Here is a 23,236-nt window from a genome sequence, read left to right on the forward strand (position 1 = left end):
GGGTCAGTCAATACCTGTATCGGCTGATCTACCGCATTCGCGAGCAAGCCCGCTCCCACATCAGGACCGGCGTTTAGTCATTTTTATTGGGGAAACGCCGTAAGTCCAAGGTCATCGGCAACTCATCGTTAATGACGACTGCCGGCACCGGAAGCTTCCCAGGGCTATGCCCCAACCGGAAAAACCTCGCCATGCGCCGGCTCTCCGCTTCATTGGCATTCACCGGCAAGCTGTCGTAATTGCGCCCGCCCGGATGGGCGACATGGTACTGGCAGCCACCCAGCGAGCGTTGCATCCAGGTATCCAGCAAATCGAACACCAACGGCGCATGCACCGCGATGGTCGGTTGCAGGCAGTTGGCCGGTTGCCAGGCACGGTAACGCACGCCCGCCACAAACTCGCCGACTCGCCCGGTGGGTTGCAAGGGCACCGGAATGCCGTTGCAGGTGAGCAGGTAGCGCTGCGGCGGCAGCCCGGTCAATTTCACCTGAAGGCGCTCAAGGGACGAATCGACATAACGCACCGTGCCGCCCACGGCGCCCTCCTCGCCCAGCACATGCCAGGGTTCCAGGGCCTGGCGCAGCTCCAGTTCGATACCGCTGACGGCATAGTCGCCGACTTTGGGAAAACGGAACCCCAGATGCGCCGCAAACCATTCGGCGCGCAGCGGGTAACCGGCGGCGTTAAGTTCGACGATCACGTCGGCAAAGTCTTGCTCGATGAAGTGCGGCAACAGGAAACGGTCGTGCAGCTCGGTGCCCCAGCGCGCCAGTTTCGGCGGCGCATAGGGTTCACGCCAGAAACGCGCGACCAAGGCGCGCAGCAGCAATTGTTGGGTCAGGCTCATGCGCGCATGGGGCGGCATCTCAAATGCACGCAATTCCAGCAGGCCCAGGCGGCCGGTGGCGCCATCCGGCGAGTAGAGTTTATCGATGCAGAATTCGGCGCGGTGGGTGTTGCCCGTCACATCGATCAGCAGGTTGCGCAGCAGGCGGTCCACCAACCATGGTGGGCACTCTTCGCCGGGCTCCGGCATTTGCGCGAAGGCGATTTCCAGTTCGTACAGCGCGTCGTTGCGCGCCTCGTCCACCCGTGGCGCCTGGGAGGTCGGGCCGATAAACAGCCCGGAAAACAGGTAGGACAAGGAGGGATGGTTATGCCAGTAGCTGATCAGACTGCGCAGCAGGTCGGGCCGGCGCAGGAAGGGTGAGTCCTTGGGCGTCGCGCCACCGAGCACAAAGTGGTTACCGCCGCCGGTGCCGGTGTGGCGCCCGTCGATCATGAACTTCTCGGTGGTGAGGCGGGTTTGCCGCGCTTCCTCGTAGAGAAATTCGGTGCGCTCTACCAGCTCATCCCACGTGGCGGACGGCTGCACATTAACCTCAATCACACCTGGGTCCGGCGTGACGCGGAAGTTGCTCAAGCGTGTATCAGCCGGCGGCTCGTAGCCTTCCAGCAATACCGGGCAATGCAGCTCTTCGGCGGTCGCCTCGATGGCGGCCACCAGTTCCAGGTAGTCCTCGGCGCGCTCCAGCGGCGGCATGAACAGATAAAGGCGCCCGTCCCTAGCCTCCGCGCACAGGGCGGTTCGGGTCAGCCAATCGGCAGACTCGTCGACCTTCGGCACGCGCTCATCGCTGGGAGCGGGTTCGCCGTGGCTTTGCAGCTGAGTGGTGGTCGGCAGCGTCGGCTGATCCTGGTTGGGGTCGGTTGGATGCACAAACGGATATTCCGCCGCCGTGACCCAAGGCTGCGAGGCCAACGGCAGGCGATAGCCCAGCGGCGAATCCCCGGGCACCAGGCGGCAATGGTTATCGCGCAGGTACCAACGACCACTCTGCCAGCGATCATTAGCTGCCGTACGCGCCAGCGGCAGCACTTGGCCGATGACTTTATCCAGGCCCTGACTGAACACTTTGCGCAGGCGTTCGCGCTCCAGGTCGTCGCTCAGGCGCGGGTCTTGGGCGGTGACGTTTTGCGGCAGCGCGCCTTCGCGCCACAGGTAATAGAAATTGTCTTCGAAGGCCGGGAACACAAAGCGCGCCGGCAGCTTCAGGCGCTCGGCGACACTGGCCAGGAAGCGCCCGGCCATGACGCCGTCCGCGCCGTAATCTTCTTGTTCATCGGCAATCAACGCGCTGTTGTGCCAGATCGGCACGCCGTCACGGCGCCAGTAGCAGTTGAGTGACCAGCGCGGCAGTTGTTCGCCGGGGTACCACTTACCCTGCCCGAAGTGCACCAGCCCCTTGGGCGCGTAGTGTTTGCGCATACGCTGAAACAACTCGGCGGACAGGCGACGCTTGTCCGGCCCGAGCGCGGCGGTGTTCCACTCAGCGCCGTCGGGGTCGTCGATCGAGACGAAGGTCGGCTCGCCGCCCATGGTCAGGCGTACATCGTCTTTGAGCAGGTCGCCGTCGATCTGCCGGCCAAGCGCCTGGATCGCCAGCCATTGTTCTTCAGTGTAGGGCTTGGTAACGCGCGGGGCTTCCCAAATCCGCTCTACGGACATTTCGTGGGTGAATTCGCACTCGCATGGTTCCACCAGACCACTGATCGGTGCCGCTGAAGAGGGATCGGGACTACAGGCCAACGGTATGTGACCTTCACCAGCAAACAACCCGGAGGTGGCATCCAGGCCGATCCAACCGGCGCCGGGCAAATACACTTCGCACCAGGCATGCAGGTCGGTGAAGTCCACCTCAGTACCGGACGGGCCATCGAGGGCTTTGACGTCGGCGGTCAGCTGGATCAAATAGCCGGACACAAACCGCGCTGCCAAGCCGAGGTTGCGCAGCAACTGCACCAGCAGCCACGCTGAATCGCGACAGGAGCCGGAGGCGTTTTCCAGGGTGAATTCCGGCGTTTGCACGCCTGGTTCCATGCGTATCAGGTAGCCGATATCGGCCGCCAGACGCTGGTTGAGGCCGACCAGAAAATCCACGGCAGGCAACGGTGTGCGGTCGATGCCGGCCAGGTAGGCGGCAAACTTCGGCGTCAGCGGCAGCGTTTCCAGGTACGGCGCCAGCTCGCGCTGCTCATCGGCGGCGTAGCTGAAAGGGATTTTTTCGGCGTAAGGCTCAAGGAAAAAGTCGAACGGGTTGAACACCGCCATCTCGGCGACCAGATCGACTTCGATGCGCAGTTCATCGGTCTTTTCCGGAAACACCAACCGCGCCAAGTAATTGCCCTGGGGGTCTTGCTGCCAGTTGATGAAATGCTGCTCGGGCAGCACTTTCAGCGCGTAGGACAAAATCCGCGTGCGGCTATGGGCCGCCGGGCGCAAACGCACAATCTGCGGGCCGAGTTCGACCGCGCGGTCGTAGCGGTAATGCGTAACGTGGTGCAACGCGACATGAATCGACACGGCGGCCTCCTGCGAGCCAGGGCATGGAAACAAAGCGCGCAAGACTTATGCCAGAGCGGCCGTCATTGCGCTTTATCGTGGGACCCGGTGCAGTACAGCACCAAAACGGCGCCAAAGGGCATGCCGTGGTGCAAGTGACGCACATATTTGTGGCGCCGACGTGAAGGAGGGTGGGGAATCTACCCAGTCAAGCAGCCTTGGCCGCCGTCCGCAGGCGCCGCACCTCAACCAACTTCCTGACCATCGCCCGATAGCCCTTGCTGTTGATCAGCAACAACCCGAGCAATGGCCAGAACAGACTTTCACTGTAGATAAACCAGTGAGGGTGAAATTGCAGCGTCGGAAGCACCACCAGCAGGCACACCACAAAAAAGCTGACCATGCCCCACACCGCCCAGGCGTACCCGCGCACGACCAGGAAGTTGCTGTTGACCACGAACAAGGCCGCGAAGATCACCACGAACCAGGACACGGTGGCATTGGTGGCCATGGGCACGTCGGCAAAATAGGTGGCAGCTGCCAGAGAAATTGCGCCGGAGCCGCCAAGGCAGCCAGCGAGAATCACGCCGATGAACGAGGGGAAATGTTCCAGCAAAAATGGTTTCAACGATGGAGCGCCATTCATTATTCAAGCTCCTCGTACAACCCTATCGCCAAGGTTTTGAGCTGTTTGGGGTTGTCCGAGCGCACCAGCCCCCAGACGCTCAGCCCTGCACTGAAGGCGTCGCCGAGCTGGACGATGGTGGCGTGCTTGAGCTGAGTGTGGGTAAAACGCTTGGGCAAATCGCCACGCAGTTGCAGCAGCTTGCGCATCTTGGTCGACATCTGTGGGTCGGCGATTTTCAGCAGCTCTTTTGTCAGCTTTTCCCGCTCCTGGCCGTTCAGGCCTTTGAGCACTTGGCGCAGGGTTTTGCCGGTGGACGCACGGGCCACATTGACCAATTTGACCGTGGTCAGCGCAGACGCGCCCACGCCAACCAAGGCGGCGCCATCCATGATCTTGGTAGCGGCCTGGTACCACTCCTCATTATCCAGATAGTCATTCATGCCAGGGTTGACGATCTCATTGCGGGTGCGAAATGCCCCCATCAGGCATGACGCCGTACTGGCGGTGGCGCTGGTGTAGCCAATGACCGTGATGACTGAACTGGCGCCACCGCTGAACGGTACCGCGATGGTGCCGCTTAACATCACCAGCCAACCCAGCACCGCTCCGCCGCAGGATAAGGTGGTGTTGAAGGCTTCGCTGATCAACCGTGACTCGCGCGCATTGTTCATCACTTGGTCTGCAAACTGCGCCGGTGCGACGTATTTCTGCGCCTCACGCACAATGATGCGCTTGGGCTGAATGCTGCAGATGGGCTTGAACTCACGCAGGGTGACGACATTGAAGTCGGCGTCGATATACACCACGCCTGCACCGACGATGTTGGGGTCGGCGTCGATGGCGTCAAATATCCGCGGCAGGTTAAGTTCGCTTTCAATGCGCTGGCGCGCCATGAATTGCGAGCGGTTGGAGTCCATGCCGATGCTGAGCAGGGGGTTGCTCATAAGTGTTCTTCCTTGAAAGTGACGGTGGCCGGGCCGGCCCGATCGCAGGCTTGCCTGCGATAGCAATCTAATGCGCGCCACCTTAACAAACAGCCTACCCACCCGCTAGAAAGCAAAACGCCAGCACGAGGCTGGCGTTTTGCATGTTCAGGCCGCAATCAACGCGGCACGACCGGGTTGCTGCCGTCGCTACCACGTGGCGGCAGGCCGGTGTGCTGAGTGAGGATCTGGGTGGTGGTTTCCTTGGCGACCTTGTGGCTGCCGGCTGGCGTCGAGTTCTAAACGGCGCCGTCGTCAGTGCAACGGTGCATGCGCTGATGTGTGGCGTGCGTATGAGTCTAGGTGGTGACGCTACCCCGTCAGCGGGCTTTGTGCTTGGCGATCATGGCTTCGCGCAGGTGGCGGATCTCCAGTAGCTGACGGCGCATTTCCCGATGGCGTTTACTGTTCAGCAACAACAGTCCAAGCATTGGGAACAGTAACCCTATGACATAGGCAGCCATATGCGGCCGATAGCCATAGGTTGGTAATACGATCAAAAAGCACACCACGTAGAAGGCGACGATGGCCCAAACGCCCCAGGCTCTCCCCCTGATCATGACGAAGTGGCTGAACGCCAAGAGCAGCCCCAAGACAACCGCCGCCACAAAGGAATAACGCGCTCGCTCTGGTTCACCGCGAAAAAAGGTACTCGATGCCAATGAAATGGCAGCGGATAGGGAAAAACAGGCAAGGAAAAATGCGCAAATAAACGCAGGGAAGTACTCAGCCAAAAAAGCTTTTAACGAGACTTGGCGCACCATCACTCAAGCTCCTCGTATAACCCTACTGCAATGGTTCGAATGTTGCCGGACAAGGCACTCCCGGTGAAACCAATGGCGGCACCGAGGGAATCCCTGATCTGCGTAACGGTAGCGTGATTGATCTGCGTCGCCGAATAGCGCTTCACCAACTCACCGGAGCGCTGGCGCAACTTCAACAGCTTATTGCTCAGGCGTGGGTCTTTCAGGCTTAGCAACTCGTTGGTGAGCGCCTTACGTTGCTGCCGGGTCAAGCCCTTGGACAACTCGTACCAGCTTCTACCCGTCGTTGCTTTTCGAGCCTGCAACAGTCGAACAGTTGTCAGGGTAGAGGCGCCGACGCCCAATAGCGAAGCCGCGTCCAATACCGGCATTGCATAGCGATACCATTCCTCGTTGTCCATATCGTCGTTGGCGGTCGGGTCGTTGAGTTCGTTGAACGTTCTCATGCCTCCGACCACGCACTGCGCGGTACTGGCCGCCGCAGCGGTGGCGCCGAGGCCCGCCACTACCAGGCTCGCGCCACCCGTGAACGGTACGGCGACAGTGCCGCTGAACACCACAATCCAGCCCAGAATCGCACCGGCACAAGACAAGGTCGTATTGACGGCCTCCCCCACGAGTCGAGACTCACGCGGATTGTTGGTCACCTGATCGGCAAACTGTGCGGGGGCTATGTACTTCTGCGCTTCACGAAGAATGATGCGCTTGGGCTTGATGCTGCAGATGGGCTTGAATTCGCGCAGCGTCACGACATTGAAGTCGGCGTCGATATACACGACACCTGCGCCGACGATGCCGGGGTCAGCGTCGATGGCCGCAAACAGCCGTGGCAGGTTGATCTGGCTTTCAATGCGCTGGCGGGCCATGAATTGCGAGCGGTTGAAGTCCATGCCGATGTCGAGCAGGGGGTTACCCATGGGGTGATCTTCCTTGAAATAGGTGGTGTCTGAACTGACGCCTTCGCGAGCAAGCCCGCACACAGTTGACCGGGTTTCAACATTGGAAGGCAGTCCACTGTGGGAGGTGGCTTGCCTGCGATAGCAATCTAATGCGCGCCACCTTAACAAACAGCTTACCCACCCGCTAGAAAGCAAAACGCCAGCACGAGGCTGGCGTTTTGCATATTCAGGCTGCGATCAACGCGGCACGACCGGCTTGCGCGCAGGCTTCTTGCCTTTGCCCTTCGCCGCATCGGTGCGTTCTTTGGCCGCCTGCTTATTACGCGCCATGGCCGCAGCCTTGGCTTGCTCACGTTTATCCCACGGGTTGCTGCCGTCGCTGCCGCGCGGTGGCAAGCCGGTGTGCTGGGTGAGGATTTTGGTGGTGGTTTCCTTCGCAACCTTGTGGCTGCCGGCCGGCGTCGAGTTCTTGCGACGCGCGCTCTGGTAGCTGTCGGTGCTCGGCTGATGCAGCGGGATCAGTTGCTCCTTGCCCGGCCCGATCAGGTCGGCACGGCCCATGCGGGTCAGCGCTTCACGTAGCATCGGCCAGCCTTTCGGGTCGTGGTAGCGCAGGAACGCCTTGTGCAGACGGCGCTGATCTTCGCTCTTGACGATGGTCACCGCGTCGCTCTTGTAGGTGACCTTGCGCAGCGGGTTCTTGCCCGAGTGGTACATCGCGGTGGCGGTGGCCATCGGCGACGGGTAAAACGCCTGCACCTGATCGGCGCGGAAGCCGTTGCCCTTGAGCCACAGGGCCAGGTTCATCATGTCTTCATCGGTGGTGCCGGGGTGGGCGGCGATGAAGTACGGGATCAGGTACTGCTCCTTGCCCGCTTCCTTGGTGTACTTCTCGAACATGCGCTTGAACTTGTCATAGCTGCCAATGCCCGGCTTCATCATCTGGTTGAGCGGACCTTCCTCGGTGTGTTCCGGGGCGATCTTGAGGTAGCCACCGACGTGGTGGGTGACCAACTCCTTGACGTACTCCGGCGACTCGACGGCGAGGTCGTAGCGCAGGCCGGAGGCGATCAGAATCTTCTTCACACCCGGCAACGCACGGGCGCTGCGGTACAGCTGGATCAACGACGAGTGGTCGGTGTTCAGGTTCGGGCAAATGCCAGGGAATACGCACGACGGCTTGCGGCACGCGGATTCGATTTCCGGGCTCTTGCAGGCGATGCGGTACATGTTCGCGGTCGGGCCGCCGAGGTCGGAGATCACCCCGGTAAAGCCCGGGACCTTGTCGCGGATCTCTTCGATCTCGCGAATGATCGACTCTTCGGAACGGTTCTGGATGATGCGGCCTTCGTGCTCGGTGATCGAGCAGAAGGTACAGCCGCCAAAGCAGCCACGCATGATGTTCACCGAGAAGCGGATCATGTCGTAGGCCGGAATCTTTTCCTTGCCGTACACCGGGTGCGGGACACGTGCGTAAGGCATGCCGAACACGTAGTCCATTTCTTCGGTGGTCATGGGAATGGGCGGCGGGTTGAACCACACATCCACTTCACCATGTTTTTGCACCAGAGCGCGGGCGTTGCCTGGGTTGGTTTCCAGGTGCAACACGCGGTTGGCGTGAGCGTAGAGCACTGCGTCGCCACGGACTTTTTCCACCGACGGCAGGCGGATCACGGTTTTGTCGCGGGTCATGCGCGGGCTGGCCAGGATCTGCACAACCTTGGCTTCGTCCGGATCATCAACCGGACCTTTTTCCTGCTCAATGGCGCAAGCCTGGGTGTCCTGGGTGTTCACGTACGGGTTGATGATTTTGTCGATCTTGCCCGGACGGTCGATACGCGTGGAGTCCACTTCGTACCAGCCAGCCGGGGTGTCACGGCGAATGAACGCAGTGCCACGCACGTCGGTGATGTCTTCGATCTTGTGGCCCCACGACAGGCGCTGGGCAACTTCGACGATGGCCCGCTCGGCGTTGCCGTACAACAGGATGTCTGCGGCGGCGTCGATCAGGATCGAGTTACGAACGCGGTCCTGCCAGTAGTCGTAGTGAGCGATGCGGCGCAGGGAGGCTTCGATGCCACCGAGCACGATCGGCACGTTCTTGTAGGCTTCCTTGCAACGCTGGCTGTACACCAGGCTGGCGCGGTCCGGGCGTTTGCCGGCCATGCCGCCGGGGGTGTAGGCGTCGTCGGAGCGGATTTTCTTGTCGGCGGTGTAACGGTTGATCATCGAGTCCATGTTGCCGGCCGCGACGCCAAAGAACAGATTCGGCTCGCCGAGCTTCATGAAGTCGTCTTTGGACTGCCAGTTCGGCTGCGCAATGATCCCGACGCGGAAGCCCTGAGACTCCAGCAGCCGGCCAATGATCGCCATGCCGAACGACGGATGATCAACGTAGGCATCACCGGTGACGATGATGATGTCGCAGGAATCCCAGCCAAGCTGATCCATCTCCTCCCTGCTCATTGGCAGGAATGGCGCAGGACCGAAACATTCGGCCCAGTACTTGGGATAGTCAAATAACGGCTTGGCTGTTTGCATGACGGTGACCGGTGTTGAGATGAAAAATCGCGGGCGCGGAATATAGCACAAAATTTGACCAATTCCGACCTTTGCAGTCGGAATTGGAGGCGTTCATTTACTCGTCTTCGAAGTTGTAACTGCCTGGCGCAAGGTTTTCGAACCGGGTGTATTTACCGATAAACGCCAGGCGCGTGGTGCCGATCGGGCCGTTACGCTGCTTGCCGATGATGATCTCGGCGATGCCCTTGTGCTCGGTTTCCGGGTGATACACCTCGTCGCGGTACACGAACATGATCACGTCAGCATCCTGCTCGATCGCTCCGGATTCCCGCAAGTCGGAGTTGATCGGGCGCTTGTTGGGCCGTTGTTCCAGGGAACGGTTGAGCTGGGACAGCGCCACCACTGGGCAGTTGAATTCCTTGGCCAGGGCTTTCAACGAGCGAGAAATCTCGGAAATCTCGTTGGTTCGGCTGTCACCGCTGGAGCCGGGGATCTGCATCAACTGCAGGTAGTCGATCATGATCAGGGCAATGTCGCCATGCTCACGCACCAGGCGTCGGGTGCGCGCGCGCATTTCTGACGGGCTGATACCGGCGGTGTCATCGATGAACAGCTTGCGGTCGTTGAGCAGATTGACCGCCGAGGTCAGGCGCGGCCAGTCATCGTCTTCCAGGCGACCGGCACGTACTTTGGTCTGGTCGATGCGGCCCAGGGATGAAAGCATCCGCATGATCAGCGATTCACCTGGCATCTCCAGGGAGTAAACCAGCACCGCCTTGTCACTGCGCAGAACGGCGTTTTCCACCAGATTCATCGCGAACGTGGTTTTACCCATCGACGGACGACCCGCAACGATGATCAAGTCAGACGGTTGCAGGCCGCTGGTCATGCCATCGAGGTCGGTGTAGCCAGTGGACAGGCCGGTGATCGCGTTGTCGGTGTTAAACAGGGTATCGATACGGTCGATGGCTTTGGTCAACAGGTCGTTGACGCTGACCGGGCCGCCCGTTTTCGGCCGCGCTTCGGCGATCTGGAAGATCTGTCGCTCGGCTTCGTCGAGGATTTCCTCGGCTGTACGCCCTTCCGGGTTGAAGGCACTGTCGGCGATTTCAGTGGCAATGCCGATCAATTGACGCAACGTTGCCCGCGCGCGGACGATCTGCGCATAGGCCTTGATGTTGGCGACCGACGGGGTGTTTTTTGCGAGCTCACCCAGGTAGCCGAGACCGCCCACCTGTGAGGTCTGACCTTCCTTGTCCAACTGCTCGGCAAGGGTCACGACGTCGATGGGGGAGTTCTGATCGGCCAGCTTGGCGATGGCGCGGAAGATCAAGCGGTGGTCATGGCGATAGAAGTCACCGTCCGAGACTTGATCCAGCACGCGCTCCCAGGCGTTGTTGTCCAGCATCAAACCACCGAGCACGGCCTGTTCGGCCTCGATGGAGTGCGGCGGCACCTTCAGGGCAGCGGTTTGCAGATCGTATTGCTCGGGAGCTGAAATATCGTTCATGGCCACTTGGAATTAGGGGTGTGTAAAAAAACAAAAGGCACGACCTGTAAACAGGATCGTGCCCGATGTTAACCGGCTGTCACGCAAGGTGCCAGCCAGTTGGGTCTTGCTTAAGCTGCTACCACGACAACGCGTACGGTGGCTTCAACTTCGGCGTGCAGGTGCACGGCTACGTCGAATTCGCCTACGTTGCGGATGGTGCCGTTCGGCAGACGAACTTCGCTCTTCTGCACTTCAACGCCGGAGGCGGTCAGTGCATCAGCGATGTCGTGGGTGCCGATCGAACCGAACAGCTTGCCTTCGTCACCGGCGGTGGCAGTGATAGTCACTTCCAGCTCAGCCAGTTGGGCAGCGCGAGTTTCGGCCGAAGCTTTTTTGTCTGCTGCTGCTTTTTCCAGCTCAGCACGACGCTCTTCAAACGCAGCCAGGTTGGCAGCGGTTGCAGCGGTGGCTTTGCCGTATGGCAGCAGGTAGTTACGACCGTAGCCGGCCTTAACGTTCACTTTGTCGCCCAGGTTGCCCAGGTTGGCGACTTTTTCCAGAAGGATCAGTTGCATGTGAAAATCCTCTAACTTTTAACCTTCACCGTTCGCGTTATCGGCGTCTTTCGGCGCCAGACGACCGCGAAAATCAATCAGGCCGTCGACAATGGCCAGAACCACGAGTAACGGATAGATCAGCTGCATGAACAGCAACATCGTTACGTACAACCCCACCAGCCAAAACTTGGCCAGGCGCTTCTGCGCGACCAGCCCGTGAATCAGGGCCAGTCCGGCGAACATCAGCGGTACGCTGCAAAACAGCACCATCAAGGCCATCTGCGAACCGAGGTTCGGTCCGATAACCATGAGTGCAAGCAGCAACATCGCTGGGCCCACGGGAATTCTGATGCTGCGAAACTCGCGACCAAAACCACCCGGGTTGTACAACAACGCCTGCCAATATCGCCCAAGCATCAGGCTCAACAAGCTGACGATCTGCATCATTACCGCCATCAGGCCGATCAGGGCCGGCGTAATCAGTGTTGCCAGTCGCGCTCGCTCATCTACCGACAGCTGCTGGTAGAGTTCCCCGAGGGCCATCGGCAGGATCTTGACGATCTCTTGCGACAGCGCCTCGATTTGCGGGCGGAAAGCCGCGTCAATCAACACCGAAAACACCAACCCCAATGCCACGCTGACCAGCAGCGTGCGGACCCAGGACTCACTTGCGCGCAACACCAACGCAAGGCTCGACGACCCCAGCAGCACCAGAAGCACCTTGGGTTCGCCCAGTTGCAGCCACCAGATCAAGGCGGCCAACACTCCCAGGGCCAGGACGCCAACGGCGCCCTGCAAACCGCGCCGCAGGAGCACAAGGCATCCAGCGGCAGCACCCAACCAATACAACAACGGCAATGCTGCACATCCAGCCACTACCAGAGTGGCCTGCACACGACCGCGCATGATGAACTCAGCTAAGGCGCGCATGCATTCAATCCCTTACTACTTGTCGACTGCCCGGTCTCAGCGGCCGTGGCTGTCGGTGTAGGCCAGCAGGGCCAGGAAGCGGGCGCGCTTGATAGCGGTGGCCAGCTGACGCTGATAACGTGCTTTGGTACCGGTGATACGGCTTGGAACGATTTTGCCGGTCTCGGATACGTAGGCTTTCAGAGTGTTGAGATCTTTGTAATCGATCTCTTTCACGTCTTCAGCGGTGAAGCGGCAGAATTTACGACGACGGAAGAAACGTGCCATTTGATAGGCTCCTTAAAAGGTCCGTGGATTACTCGTCAGCGTTATCGCTGTTGTCGCTGTCATCACTATCAGCGCTATCAGCGCCTTCGTGCTCAGGACGGTCGCGACGCTCACGGCGCTCACTGCGGTTTTCTTCAGCCTTGAGCATCTCGGATTGGCCGGTAACGGCTTCTTCGCGACGGATGACCAGGTTACGGATCACTGCATCGTTGTAGCGGAAGTTGTCTTCCAGCTCGGCCAGGGCCTTGCCAGTGCATTCAACGTTCAGCATCACGTAGTGAGCCTTGTGAACATTGTTGATTGCATAGGCCAGTTGACGACGGCCCCAATCTTCCAGACGGTGGATTTTGCCGCCGTCTTCTTCGATCAGCTTGGTGTAACGCTCTACCATGCCGCCGACTTGCTCGCTTTGATCCGGGTGGACCAAAAAGATGATTTCGTAATGACGCATGAATGCTCCTTACGGGTTGTAGCCTGCCGCTCAAAAACGGTCAGACAAGGAGTGAATGACACTTATGGATCTTGCCAAAGGGAGGCACATCGGTGCCCGCCAGGAAGGCAAGGGGCGCAATTGTAGAGAAGGGGGAGGAACGGCGCAAGGTGATTGGTGATTATTTGAACAATCCTCCAAACACCCTAAAACAGATATGGGAGCGGGCTTGCTCGCTCCCACATTTTCGACCTGCGCCAGACTTGGTTATTTCTTAGGCTTGGTTTTGGCCTTGGCGCCACGCTGGCGCTGGGCTTCAAACAGGCACACGCCGGTAGCAACCGACACGTTCAGACTGCTGACACTACCCGCCATCGGCAAATGCACCAGGTAATCGCAGTGCTCACGGGTCAGGCGACGCATGCCCTTACCCTCGGCACCCATGATCAAAATGGTCGGGCCGGTGAGGTCCTGGTCATAAATGCTGACCTCAGCCTCGCCTGCCGTACCCACGATCCACAGGCCACGCTGCTGGAGTTTCTCCAGGGTGCGCGCCAGGTTGGTCACAGCCACCAGCGGAATCACTTCCGCCGCGCCGCAGGCCACTTTACGCACGACTGGCGTCAGGGTGGCCGACTTGTCTTTAGGCACAATCACTGCCAGCGCGCCGGCAGCATCCGCCGAACGCAGGCAAGCGCCGAGGTTATGCGGGTCGGTCACGCCGTCCAGCACCAGCAACAGCGGGGCACCTTCGGTACGGTCAAGCAGCTCGTCGAGCATGGCTTCGCCCCAGACCTGGCTCGGACTGACGTCTGCAACCACGCCTTGGTGAACGCCCTCAACCCACACGTCCATTTCACGACGCTCAGCCTGACCGATAGCCACCTTGTTTTGGGTGGCCAGCTCGACCAGCGATTGCACGCGTGGCTCGCTGCGACCTTCTGCCAGCCACACTTGCTTGACGCGCTTAGGGTGGTGACGCAGCAGTGCTTCTACGGCATGCACGCCGTAGATTTTTTCCAGACTCATGACTTGGCCTTAGGTTTGCGCGACCCACCGCTTTTCGCGGGGGTCGAACCCGCTTTGGGCGGGCCTTTACGGTGCTTACTTGGTTTGCTCGACGGGTTTTCGTCCCCGCGAGACTTTCCCCCAGACACCGCTTTACCACCGCTTTTGGCTTCGTTGAGCAACTGCTGCTTCAACTCGCGGCTTTTGCGCAATTCGGCGTTTTTCGCCGCTGCGTCGCTTGGGCGGTAGGCCTCAGGAGCCTTTTCCTTGGTAGACGAGCGACGACCCGCCTTGGCTGGCGCAGGCTCGGCGGCTGCCGCTTTCGCGGAAGTGCCCCTGCCTTTGCCGGCTGGCGCAGTAGGTTCGCTGCCACGTTTTTTACGGCTGCCCGGCGCCTCGGCAGGCTTCTCAGGCATACCGAAGTCGATCTTGCGCTCGTCAAGGTCGACGCGCATGACCTGCACTTCAACCGTGTCACCCAAACGGAAGCTACGACCGGTGCGCTCGCCCGCGAGGCGGTGATGCACAGGGTCAAAGTGGTAGTAGTCACCCGGCAAGGCGGTGACATGCACCAGACCCTCGACGTAGATATCGGTCAGTTCAACGAACAGACCAAAGCCAGTCACCGCAGTGATCACACCCGGGAACGACTCACCCACGCGATCCTTCATGAACTCGCACTTGAGCCAGTTCACTACGTCGCGAGTGGCTTCGTCGGCACGGCGCTCGCTCATGGAGCATTGCTCGCCCAACTGTTCCAGCGCCGCTTCGTCGTACGGATAGATCCGCGCCTTCGGAATGGTCATCGCACCGGCACGTTTGACGTGCGGGGTGTTTTGCTTGGAATGGATCACGCTACGGATCGCACGGTGCGTGAGCAGGTCCGGGTAACGTCGAATTGGCGAGGTGAAGTGGGTATAGGCTTCGTAATTCAGGCCGAAGTGGCCTTGGTTATCAGCGCTGTACACCGCTTGACTCAGGGAACGCAGCATCACGGTCTGGATCACGTGGTAATCCGGACGGTCCTTGATGCTCGCGAGCAACGCCTGGTAATCCTTCGGCGATGGGCCATCTTTGCCTTTGTGCAGGGACAGGCCCAGCTCACCGAGGAATGCACGCAACTTCTCCAGACGCTCCGGCGGCGGACCGTCGTGCACCCGGTAGAGCGCAGGAATTTCGTGCTTTTTCAGGAATTCAGCAGTGGCCACGTTGGCCGCCAGCATGCATTCCTCGATCAGTTTGTGAGCATCGTTACGCGTGGTCGGGGTGATCGCGGCGATCTTGCGCTCGGAACCGAAGACAATTCGGGTTTCCTGCGTTTCAAAATCGATCGCGCCACGTACGTGACGGGCACCCAGCAACACCTTGTACAGCGCATAGAGCTGCTTGAGGTGCGGAACCACGCCTGCGTACTCGGTACGAAGGGCCTTGGCTTCGCTGGTTTTCGGCGTTTCCAGGATAGTGCTGACCTTGTTGTAGGTCAGGCGCGCCTGGGAGTGGATCACCGCTTCATAGAACTGGTAGTCGGTCATTTCGCCGGTTTTCGAGATGGTCATCTCGCACACCATAGCCAAACGGTCGACTTTCGGGTTCAGGGAGCACAGACCGTTGGACAGCTGCTCAGGCAGCATCGGGATCACGCGCTCAGGGAAGTACACCGAGTTGCCGCGCACCTGGGCTTCGTTGTCCAAGGCCGAACCGATTTTCACGTAGCTGGACACGTCGGCAATGGCGACAAACAGCTTCCAGCCACCCGAGAACAGGCGCAGCTTGCCAGGCTTGGCTTCGCAGTAAACCGCATCGTCGAAGTCGCGGGCATCTTCGCCGTCGATGGTGACAAACGGCAGATGACGCAGGTCGATGCGTTTTTCTTTGTCTTTTTCTTCAACTACCGGCTTGAGCTTGGCGGCCTCTTTCAGCACAGCGTCAGGCCAGACGTGAGGAATATCGTAGGTGCGCAGCGCAACGTCGATTTCCATGCCCGGCGCCATGTAGTTGCCGACCACTTCAACGATATCGCCCTGTGGCTGGAAGCGCGGGGTTGGCCAGTGGGTGATTTTCACCTCCACGAACTGACCGACCTTGGCAGCGCCATTGCGGCCCGGGGTAATCAGCACTTCTTGCTGGACCTTCGGGTTATCCGGCACAACAAAGCCGATACCGCCTTCTTCGAAGTAACGACCGACAATGGACTCGTGGGCGCGGGACACCACTTCAACGATCACACCTTCACGACGACCACGACGGTCCAGGCCGGAAACGCGGGCTAAGGCACGGTCGCCGTCGAACACCAGGCGCATTTGCGCCGGGCTCATGAACAGGTCATCACTGCCGTCGTCCGGGATCAGGAAGCCGAAGCCGTCACGATGGCCGGCAATGCGGCCCAGGATCAGGTCGAGCTTATCCACAGGCGCGTAGGTGCCACGGCGGGTGTAGATCAGTTGAGCGTCGCGCTCCATGGCACGCAAACGGCGGCGCAGGGCTTCGAGCTGGTCTTCGGTGGTCAGACCGAATTCTTCAACCAGTTGCTCACGGCTAGCAGGCGAACCCCGATCGGCGAGATGCGCCAGGATCAGTTCACGGCTAGGAATAGGGTTTTCATATTTTTCCGCTTCACGAGCGGCCTCGGGATCGAGGGACTGCCAATCGGCCATTAGAGAGTTTTCACCTTGTCTATATACGGGTTAGTTTGGCATACGCGTATTGAAACGGGAAATTTCAGGCACGAACAAGCCGTTAAAAGCACTTTACAGCTTCCGAAATGCAGCTTGCACGCCCGGCGGTGATATTTTCCAGTTTTTTTTGATAGCGGGGGTTTACAGTACAAATACCACTCCGTATAGTGCGCGCCATCGACGACGGCAACGTTGTTGATGCTGCCCAGGTGGTGAAATTGGTAGACACGCCAGCTTCAGGTGCTGGTGATCGCAAGGTCGTGGAAGTTCGAGTCTTCTCCTGGGCACCAAATTCAGATAAAACCCGCGAAAGCGGGTTTTTTCGTTTCAAGCCTTTGATTTTTAAAGCAAAACCCGATTTATTTTTTCGAATCAGGGGTTTACAGATCAAAAACCCCGCCGTATAGTTCGCCCCATCGACAGCGGCAACGTTGCTTGATAATGCCCAGGTGGTGAAATTGGTAGACACGCCAGCTTCAGGTGCTGGTGATCGCAAGGTCGTGGAAGTTCGAGTCTTCTCCTGGGCACCAAATTCAGATAAAACCCGCGAAAGCGGGTTTTTTCGTTTCCGGGGATTGAAAACATTAGCGTGGAAACTTCCCCAGCGATTCCCCCCTCGCCCGCACTTGAGAAGTTTTATCGTTTATCCTTGTAAGTATTTGTTGAATACAAGTGAGGAACAACCCGGATGATGATCCGCGATACCCATCTCAAGACATCCCTTCTGCGTGGCCTGACCATCACTCTGCTCGGCCTGACCCTGCTCTCGCCCACCGCCTATTCCGCCGATAAGGCCTCCCTGACCCTGTACAACGGCCAGCACAAAGAAGTCGGTGATGAACTCGCCAAGGCCTTCGAAGCCAAGACCGGCATTCACGTCAACGTACGCAAAGGCAGCAGCAACCAACTGGCCAGCCAGGTCGTCGAAGAGGGTGACCGCTCCCCTGCCGACGTGATCTACACCGAAGAATCGCCACCACTGAACAAACTCGGCGAACAAGGCCTGCTGGCCAAAATCGACGCGAGCACCCTCAACGTATTGCCCAAGGATTATGTCGGCGCCAATGGCGACTGGATGGGCGTGACCGCACGCACCCGCGTCGTGGCCTTTAACCCAAAACTGATTGCTGAAAAAGACCTGCCGAAATCGGTGTTGGATTTCGCCGGCCCCGAGTGGCAAGGCAAGGTTGGCTTCGTGCCCACCAGTGGCGCATTCCAGGAGCAGGCCGTGGCGATCATCAAGTTGCACGGTCGCGAAGCCGCCGAAGAATGGCTGACCGGCCTGCGTGCCTTCGGCAAGGTGTACAGCAATAATATGGTCGCCCTCAAAGCCGTGGAGAACGGCGAAGTGGCCACGGTGCTGGTGAACAACTACTACTGGTTCGCGCTGAAGAAAGAAAAAACCAACCTGGACTCCCAGTTGCACTACTTCACCAATGGCGATGCGGGCGGCCTGATCACCGTGTCTTCGGCTGCAGCGCTGAAATCCAGCAAGCACCCCAAGGAAGCGCAGCAACTGTTGGCGTTTATGGCCAGCGAAGAAGGCCAACGCGTGATCACCAACACCTCGGCTGAGTACCCGCTGCGCAAAGGCATGGAATCCAAGCGCGGACTCAAGCCTTTCAGTGAGCTGCAACCTCCGAAAGTCACCCCTGCCGACTTGGGCAACGCCGAAGAAGCCCTGGAACTGGAACGTGACGTTGGCTTGAACTGATGAACCCATCGCTATCCGCCCCTGCCACGCGCAGGGGGTTCAGCCCAAAGCGCAAGCGCCCTTCTATCTGGCTGTTACTGCCCGTGCTGTTGCTGGTTGGCCTGAGCCTGCTGCCGCTGGCGTATGTCGGGCTGAAGGCATGGCAGGCCGGCTGGGCGGAAGCGGTGCACCTGCTGTGGCGCCCGTACGTGTTCGGGCTGCTGCGCAACACCCTGGCGCTGATGGTCGGCGTGACGCTGGCATGCGGCGTGATCGGCCTGTCACTGGCCTGGCTGCTGGAGCGCAGCAACCTGCCGGGACGACGCATATGGGGCGTGATTTTATGCCTGCCATTTGCGGTGCCGGCATTTGTCAGCAGCTTTACCTGGGTCTCGCTGAGCGCCAACTTCGAAGGGCTCGGCGGCGCGATCCTGGTGATGAGCTTGTCGAAATACCCGCTGGTGTTTTTGCCAGTGGCGGCGACGCTGCGCAACCTTGATCCCTCACTGGAAGAGTCGGCCCGCACTCTGGGGCTGAATCGCTGGAGCGTGTTCTTGCGCGTCACATTGCCTTTGCTATGGCCATCGCTGCTGGCCGGGGCACTGTTGATCGCGCTGCACATGCTGGTGGAATTCGGCGCGCTCTCGATTATCGGACTGCAGACCTTTACCACCGCGATCTACCAGCAATTCGAACTGGAATTCAGCAATGCCAACGCCGCAATGCTCTCGGCAGTGCTCCTGGTGATGTGCCTGACGCTGTTGTGGCTGGAGTTGCGCGTGCGCGGCAACGGCCGACATGTGCGCATAGGCCAAGGCGCAGCGCGGCACGCCGAGCAGGTTCGACTAGGTAAGTGGGCACCGCTGGGCCAGGCGTATTGCCTGGTACTGGCGATAATCGGCAGCGGCATACCACTGGGGATGCTCGGTTACTGGTTGGCAGTGGGCTCTTCCGCCGCATTCCCGGTGGATGAGATCAGTGAAGCGTTGTTGTCTTCGTTGGCACTTTCTCTCGGCGGTGCGGCACTGTGCTTAGTATTGGCGGTGCCAGTGGGCCTGCTAGTGGTGCGTTACAAAGGCCAACTGGCAATCTGGGCCGAGCGCCTGCCGTATCTGTTGCACGCCCTGCCCGGGCTTGTGATTGCGCTGACGCTGGTGTATTTCGCCCTGCATTACGTGCCGGCGCTGTATCAGACATCGGCACTGTTGTTGATCGCTTATGCGTTGTTGTTTTTGCCACTGGCCCAGGCGCCGATTCGCACAGCACTGAACAGGGCCGCGCCGCAGCTGGAAGAGGCCGCACGTACGCTGGGGGCGTCGTCGCTCAGTGCGTTTTGCCGAGTGACGTTGCCAATTATTTTCCCGGCATTGGGTGCAGCGTTTGCGCTGGTGTTTCTGGATGCGATGAAGGAATTGACGGCGACGTTGCTGCTGAGCCCGACCGGGTTGAATACATTGGCGACGGCGGTGTGGGCGCACACTTCGAATGTCGAGTTTGCAGCGGCGGCGCCATATGCGGCGTTGTTGATACTGGTGTCGGGGTTGCCGGTGTACCTGCTGACGACCCGGATGTATCTGAGCCGCTGAGACCGCTATCGCGGGCAAGCCCGACACCCACATTTGGAATGCATTCCAAGGCGGGAGCCAGGCCTGCTCGCGATGACGCCGGAACAGGCGACGCTAGGCCCGGAACTGTCCCAGGCTTGCCTTCAATTGCGCCGCCAACCCATCCAGCACCTTGCCACTGGCCGTCGTCTCCACCACCGCCTGCGCAGCACGCTCAGCCTGGGCATGGATCACTTCAACGCGACCACGCACCGCATGCGCGCCCTGCGCCTGATGCTCAGCCGCGCGCGTCGCCAAGCCAATCGCCGCATGGACCTGCTCCACCGAGGCCTGCACCGTCTGCTGCAAGCGCACGCTATCGCGCAGCACCAGCAAACCCTCATCAGCCTGGCGTCCGGCCTTGCCGATGGTTTCCACCGCCTCACGAGCGCCTTGCTGCAACGCCACGATATGCGCCTGGATATCACCGGTGGAGCTCTGGGTTTTACTCGCAAGCGCGCGCACCTCGTCTGCCACTACGGCAAAGCCGCGACCGGTCTCACCCGCGCGGGCCGCTTCGATCGCCGCATTGAGCGCCAGCAGGTTGGTTTGCTCGGCGATGCCGTGAATCACGGTCAGCACCACCTCGATCTGCTCGCTTTGCTGGGCCAGACGCTCAATCACTTGGGAGCCTGCCTGCACCTGGCCCGCCAGCGCCTCGATCAAACTGCCGACCTGCGCCGAAGTCCGCGAGTTCTCATCCGTGGCCTGGCGAATATCCACCACCTGCTGCAGCGCCGCCTGCATCGCATGGCTTTCGGCTTGCGCTTCGTCTGCCATTTGCGACAGCGCGCGCAAGCTCTCGGCCACTTCATCACGCTGCAAGCCCGCCGCCGCATCAGCACCGGCATTGCGCAAGGTCATGGCGCCGATTTCCACGCCAGTACGCTGGGCCACATCCCCCGCCTCGCGGACGATAGGCTGCAACTTATCCACAAAGCGATTGACCGCCGAGGCCATGTCGCCGATTTCATCCTTGCTGCTGATCTGCACACGCTTGGTGAGGTCGCCCTCACCCGCCGCCAGGTCATCCATGGCTGCGATCAGCAGCTTCAAGCGGTTGACGACACGGCGCCCCAACACGATGGCGATCAGCAGCAATACACCAAGACCGACCAGCGCGAGCCCCATGCCGATGCGCCAGCGCAAGGTGCCAGCAGCCTCCTGAACGGCGCTGGCGGTATTGGCCGTCATCTGGGTGGCCGTAGCTTGCGCGGATTGCAGGCGGGCGCCCATGGCGGCCGCGCTATCAGCCGACGCGCCTTTGAGGCTGTCGCCGACCAGTTGATCGCCGCTGGCAATCAGCGCCGCGAAACGCTTGTCCAGTGCCTGCAGGTCGGCTTCAACCGACACGGTCGAAACGCCCATGCGGACTTTGCCAATTTCTACCCCATTGGGGCTGATAGACGCCTCGACGTAGTACACGGAAGGGTCGTTCTTGGCAGCGTCGAGCACCTTATCCAATGCGCGATCACCCACTCCCTTGGCCAGCAGCGCCTGGTTGATCGGATTCTCGCGATTCAGGTAGCGGGTCAAATGCTCACCCGCGGCGTCGTCATAAACTACAAATAGTACGTTGGGATTGCGCTGCGCACGGCGCGCAAACTCCGACAACGTCGGCACGTCGCTGTCCCACATGGCGCGAGGCGCTACAGAGGCCAGTAGTTGCGCCATGTCATTGGCAGAGTCTTGCAGGTCTTTTTCCAGGGTCGCACGCAGCTGCTTCTGCTCTTCTTGCAGGCGGGTCGAAAGCCCTGCTGTCAGGCGCTGACGGGTGCTGGTAGACAAGCTATCCAGACTGGACGTGACTTCTTTACCAGCCTGCGCCAGTTCACCAGACAGTTTCTGGCTATCGATGCCCAGGCGATTGCCCAGATCAGCCTCCAGCGCCGTGACCGTGCTGCGTGTGAGAGCAACCGCTACCAGCACTTGCACCAAAAGAGCGATACCTAGGGTAACGAACACCGGCCGCAACAGACGGCTTTGTAACAATGAGAGAACGGCAGACATCGGGAATCCCTCGACCACGGGTGCCATTAATTTGATAGCACCGCGAAAGAGAGAACCAAAGCAAAGGTCGTGCCGCTAAGGCGACAGAAACGACAAAGGGCTCCATTAGGAGCCCTTTGCTTTTTACATCAACAGCTTATTAAGCGAACGGGTGACGCAGAACGATGGTTTCGTTGCGGTCCGGACCTGTCGAAATAATGTCGATGGGTGCTCCGATCAGCTCTTCAACACGCTTGATGTAGGCACGAGCGTTAGCTGGCAGCTCTTCCAGGGTTTTGGCACCCACGGTCGATTCGGTCCAGCCCGGCACTTCTTCGTACACAGGCTGCAGGCCCACGTAGCTGTCAGCGTCAGTCGGGGCAACGTCCTTGCCTTCTGCATCTTTATAGCCGATGCAGATATTGATGGTTTCCAAGCCGTCGAGTACGTCCAGCTTGGTCAGACAGATGCCCGAGATGCTGTTCACATCGATAGCGCGACGCAGGATAACGGCGTCGAACCAGCCACACCGACGAGCACGGCCGGTGGTTGCGCCGAACTCGTGGCCTTGTTTGGCCAGGTGCGCACCGACTTCGTCGAACAACTCAGTCGGGAATGGACCTGAGCCTACACGGGTGGTGTAAGCCTTGGTGATGCCCAGGATGTAGTCCAGGAACATAGGACCAACGCCCGAGCCAGTCGCAACGCCGCCCGCGGTGGTGTTGGAGCTGGTCACGTACGGGTAGGTACCGTGGTCGATGTCCAGCAACGAACCCTGGGCGCCTTCGAACATGATGTCCTTGCCAGCGCGACGCAGGTCGTGCAACTCAGCCGTCACGTCCAGCATCAGCGGCTTGAGCAGCTCAGCGTATTCCTTGCACTCGGCCAAGGTCTTTTCAAACTCGATGGCCGCCTCTTTGTAGTAACCCACCAGCATGAAGTTGTGGTAATCCACCAGCTCACGCAGCTTGTCTTCGAAGCGCGGCATGTTCAGCAGGTCGCCAACACGCAGGCCACGACGAGCCACCTTGTCTTCATACGCAGGGCCGATGCCGCGACCAGTAGTACCGATCTTCAGCTCGCCACGGGCCTTTTCACGGGCCTGGTCCAGCGCTACGTGGAAGGACAGGATCAGCGGGCAGGACGGGCTGATACGCAGGCGCTCGCGCACCGGCACGCCTTTCTCTTCCAGCTTGGTGATCTCGCGCAACAGGGCGTCAGGTGCAACCACCACGCCGTTGCCGATCAGGCACTGCACGCCTTCGCGCAGCACACCCGACGGGATCAGGTGCAAAACGGTTTTTTCGCCATCGATGACCAGGGTGTGGCCAGCGTTGTGGCCACCTTGGTAGCGCACTACGGCGGCAGCATGTTCGGTCAGCAGATCAACGATCTTGCCTTTGCCCTCATCACCCCATTGGGTGCCCAGGACTACGACATTCTTACCCATA

General features: G+C 59.8%; 17 protein-coding genes, 2 tRNA genes and 1 pseudogene. 4 read left to right on the plus strand and 16 right to left on the minus strand.

Features of this window, described 5'->3' with window-relative positions; translation table 11 throughout:
* Window positions 1-73: 73 nt before the first annotated feature.
* The 14 genes and pseudogenes from AACY44_RS02860 to rnr all read right to left on the minus strand — a co-directional run bounded on the left by AACY44_RS02860 (window position 74) and on the right by rnr (window position 16,478).
* The gene (locus tag AACY44_RS02860) at window positions 74-3,364 is read right to left on the minus strand and encodes a transglutaminase family protein (RefSeq protein ID WP_339435820.1); all 3,291 of its coding nucleotides are present in this window, start codon (window positions 3,362-3,364) and stop codon (window positions 74-76) included.
* 187 nt (window positions 3,365-3,551) lie between these two features.
* A complete protein-coding gene (locus tag AACY44_RS02865) occupies window positions 3,552-3,989 on the minus strand; it encodes a hypothetical protein (protein WP_339415671.1) in 438 nt (145 codons plus the stop codon).
* Window positions 3,989-4,915 (minus strand): NAD synthetase, encoded by a 927-nt coding sequence (locus tag AACY44_RS02870; protein WP_339415670.1) that lies wholly within the window; start codon window positions 4,913-4,915, stop codon window positions 3,989-3,991. The genes AACY44_RS02865 and AACY44_RS02870 overlap by 1 nt, the downstream gene beginning before the upstream one ends.
* Before the next feature lie 173 nt (window positions 4,916-5,088).
* Window positions 5,089-5,193 (minus strand): annotated as a pseudogene (locus AACY44_RS27625) (hypothetical protein); the annotation flags it as partial.
* A gap of 81 nt (window positions 5,194-5,274) precedes the next feature.
* On the minus strand, window positions 5,275-5,718 hold the full coding sequence (locus AACY44_RS02875) for a hypothetical protein (protein WP_339435819.1): 444 nt from the start codon (window positions 5,716-5,718) through the stop codon (window positions 5,275-5,277).
* Window positions 5,718-6,635, minus strand: a complete 918-nt coding sequence (locus AACY44_RS02880; RefSeq protein WP_339415668.1) for an NAD synthetase — start codon at window positions 6,633-6,635, stop codon at window positions 5,718-5,720. The genes AACY44_RS02875 and AACY44_RS02880 overlap by 1 nt, the downstream gene beginning before the upstream one ends.
* A gap of 219 nt (window positions 6,636-6,854) precedes the next feature.
* The gene (locus tag AACY44_RS02885; protein ID WP_339415667.1) at window positions 6,855-9,158 is read right to left on the minus strand and encodes a YgiQ family radical SAM protein; all 2,304 of its coding nucleotides are present in this window, start codon (window positions 9,156-9,158) and stop codon (window positions 6,855-6,857) included.
* Window positions 9,159-9,255: 97 nt separating this feature from the next.
* Window positions 9,256-10,650 carry a replicative DNA helicase gene (dnaB, locus tag AACY44_RS02890; protein ID WP_049710289.1) on the minus strand — a complete coding sequence of 465 codons (1,395 nt, stop codon included), beginning with the start codon at window positions 10,648-10,650 and terminating at the stop codon, window positions 9,256-9,258.
* Window positions 10,651-10,760: 110 nt separating this feature from the next.
* Window positions 10,761-11,207 carry a 50S ribosomal protein L9 gene (gene rplI / locus AACY44_RS02895; RefSeq protein WP_003171376.1) on the minus strand — a complete coding sequence of 149 codons (447 nt, stop codon included), beginning with the start codon at window positions 11,205-11,207 and terminating at the stop codon, window positions 10,761-10,763.
* An 18-nt stretch (window positions 11,208-11,225) separates the two neighbouring features.
* A complete protein-coding gene (locus AACY44_RS02900) occupies window positions 11,226-12,119 on the minus strand; it encodes a hypothetical protein (RefSeq protein WP_339529772.1) in 894 nt (297 codons plus the stop codon).
* Window positions 12,120-12,155: 36 nt separating this feature from the next.
* Window positions 12,156-12,386, minus strand: a complete 231-nt coding sequence (rpsR, locus tag AACY44_RS02905) for a 30S ribosomal protein S18 (protein WP_002551829.1) — start codon at window positions 12,384-12,386, stop codon at window positions 12,156-12,158.
* A gap of 28 nt (window positions 12,387-12,414) precedes the next feature.
* Window positions 12,415-12,837: a 30S ribosomal protein S6 gene (rpsF, locus tag AACY44_RS02910; protein WP_003236224.1), complete on the minus strand. Its 423-nt coding sequence runs from the start codon at window positions 12,835-12,837 to the stop codon at window positions 12,415-12,417.
* Window positions 12,838-13,083: 246 nt separating this feature from the next.
* Entirely contained in the window at window positions 13,084-13,845 is a 762-nt protein-coding gene (gene rlmB / locus AACY44_RS02915; RefSeq protein ID WP_339415664.1) for a 23S rRNA (guanosine(2251)-2'-O)-methyltransferase RlmB, read from the minus strand.
* A complete protein-coding gene (gene rnr, locus AACY44_RS02920) occupies window positions 13,842-16,478 on the minus strand; it encodes a ribonuclease R (protein ID WP_339415663.1) in 2,637 nt (878 codons plus the stop codon). The genes rlmB and rnr overlap by 4 nt, the downstream gene beginning before the upstream one ends.
* Before the next feature lie 224 nt (window positions 16,479-16,702).
* Between rnr and AACY44_RS02925 the strand changes: the two genes are divergently transcribed.
* The 4 genes from AACY44_RS02925 to AACY44_RS02940 all read left to right on the plus strand — a co-directional run bounded on the left by AACY44_RS02925 (window position 16,703) and on the right by AACY44_RS02940 (window position 19,778).
* Window positions 16,703-16,789 (plus strand) — tRNA-Leu (locus tag AACY44_RS02925).
* Between the two features lie 153 nt (window positions 16,790-16,942).
* A tRNA-Leu gene (locus AACY44_RS02930) sits at window positions 16,943-17,029 on the plus strand.
* 158 nt (window positions 17,030-17,187) lie between these two features.
* Window positions 17,188-18,213, plus strand: coding sequence for an iron ABC transporter substrate-binding protein (locus AACY44_RS02935; RefSeq protein WP_339415662.1), 1,026 nt, complete (start codon window positions 17,188-17,190; stop codon window positions 18,211-18,213).
* Window positions 18,213-19,778, plus strand: a complete 1,566-nt coding sequence (locus tag AACY44_RS02940) for an ABC transporter permease (protein WP_339415661.1) — start codon at window positions 18,213-18,215, stop codon at window positions 19,776-19,778. The genes AACY44_RS02935 and AACY44_RS02940 overlap by 1 nt, the downstream gene beginning before the upstream one ends.
* 93 nt (window positions 19,779-19,871) lie before the next feature.
* On the opposite strand, the gene AACY44_RS02945 is transcribed toward AACY44_RS02940, so the two are convergent.
* Entirely contained in the window at window positions 19,872-21,806 is a 1,935-nt protein-coding gene (locus AACY44_RS02945) for a methyl-accepting chemotaxis protein (RefSeq protein WP_339415660.1), read from the minus strand.
* 139 nt (window positions 21,807-21,945) lie between these two features.
* Window positions 21,946-23,235, minus strand: a complete 1,290-nt coding sequence (locus AACY44_RS02950; protein WP_339415659.1) for an adenylosuccinate synthase — start codon at window positions 23,233-23,235, stop codon at window positions 21,946-21,948.
* Window position 23,236 lies beyond the last annotated feature (1 nt).

Origin of the sequence: Pseudomonas sp. RA_15y_Pfl1_P11 (genome assembly GCF_963970975.1) — a bacterium.
Classification (GTDB): domain Bacteria; phylum Pseudomonadota; class Gammaproteobacteria; order Pseudomonadales; family Pseudomonadaceae; genus Aquipseudomonas; species Aquipseudomonas tritici.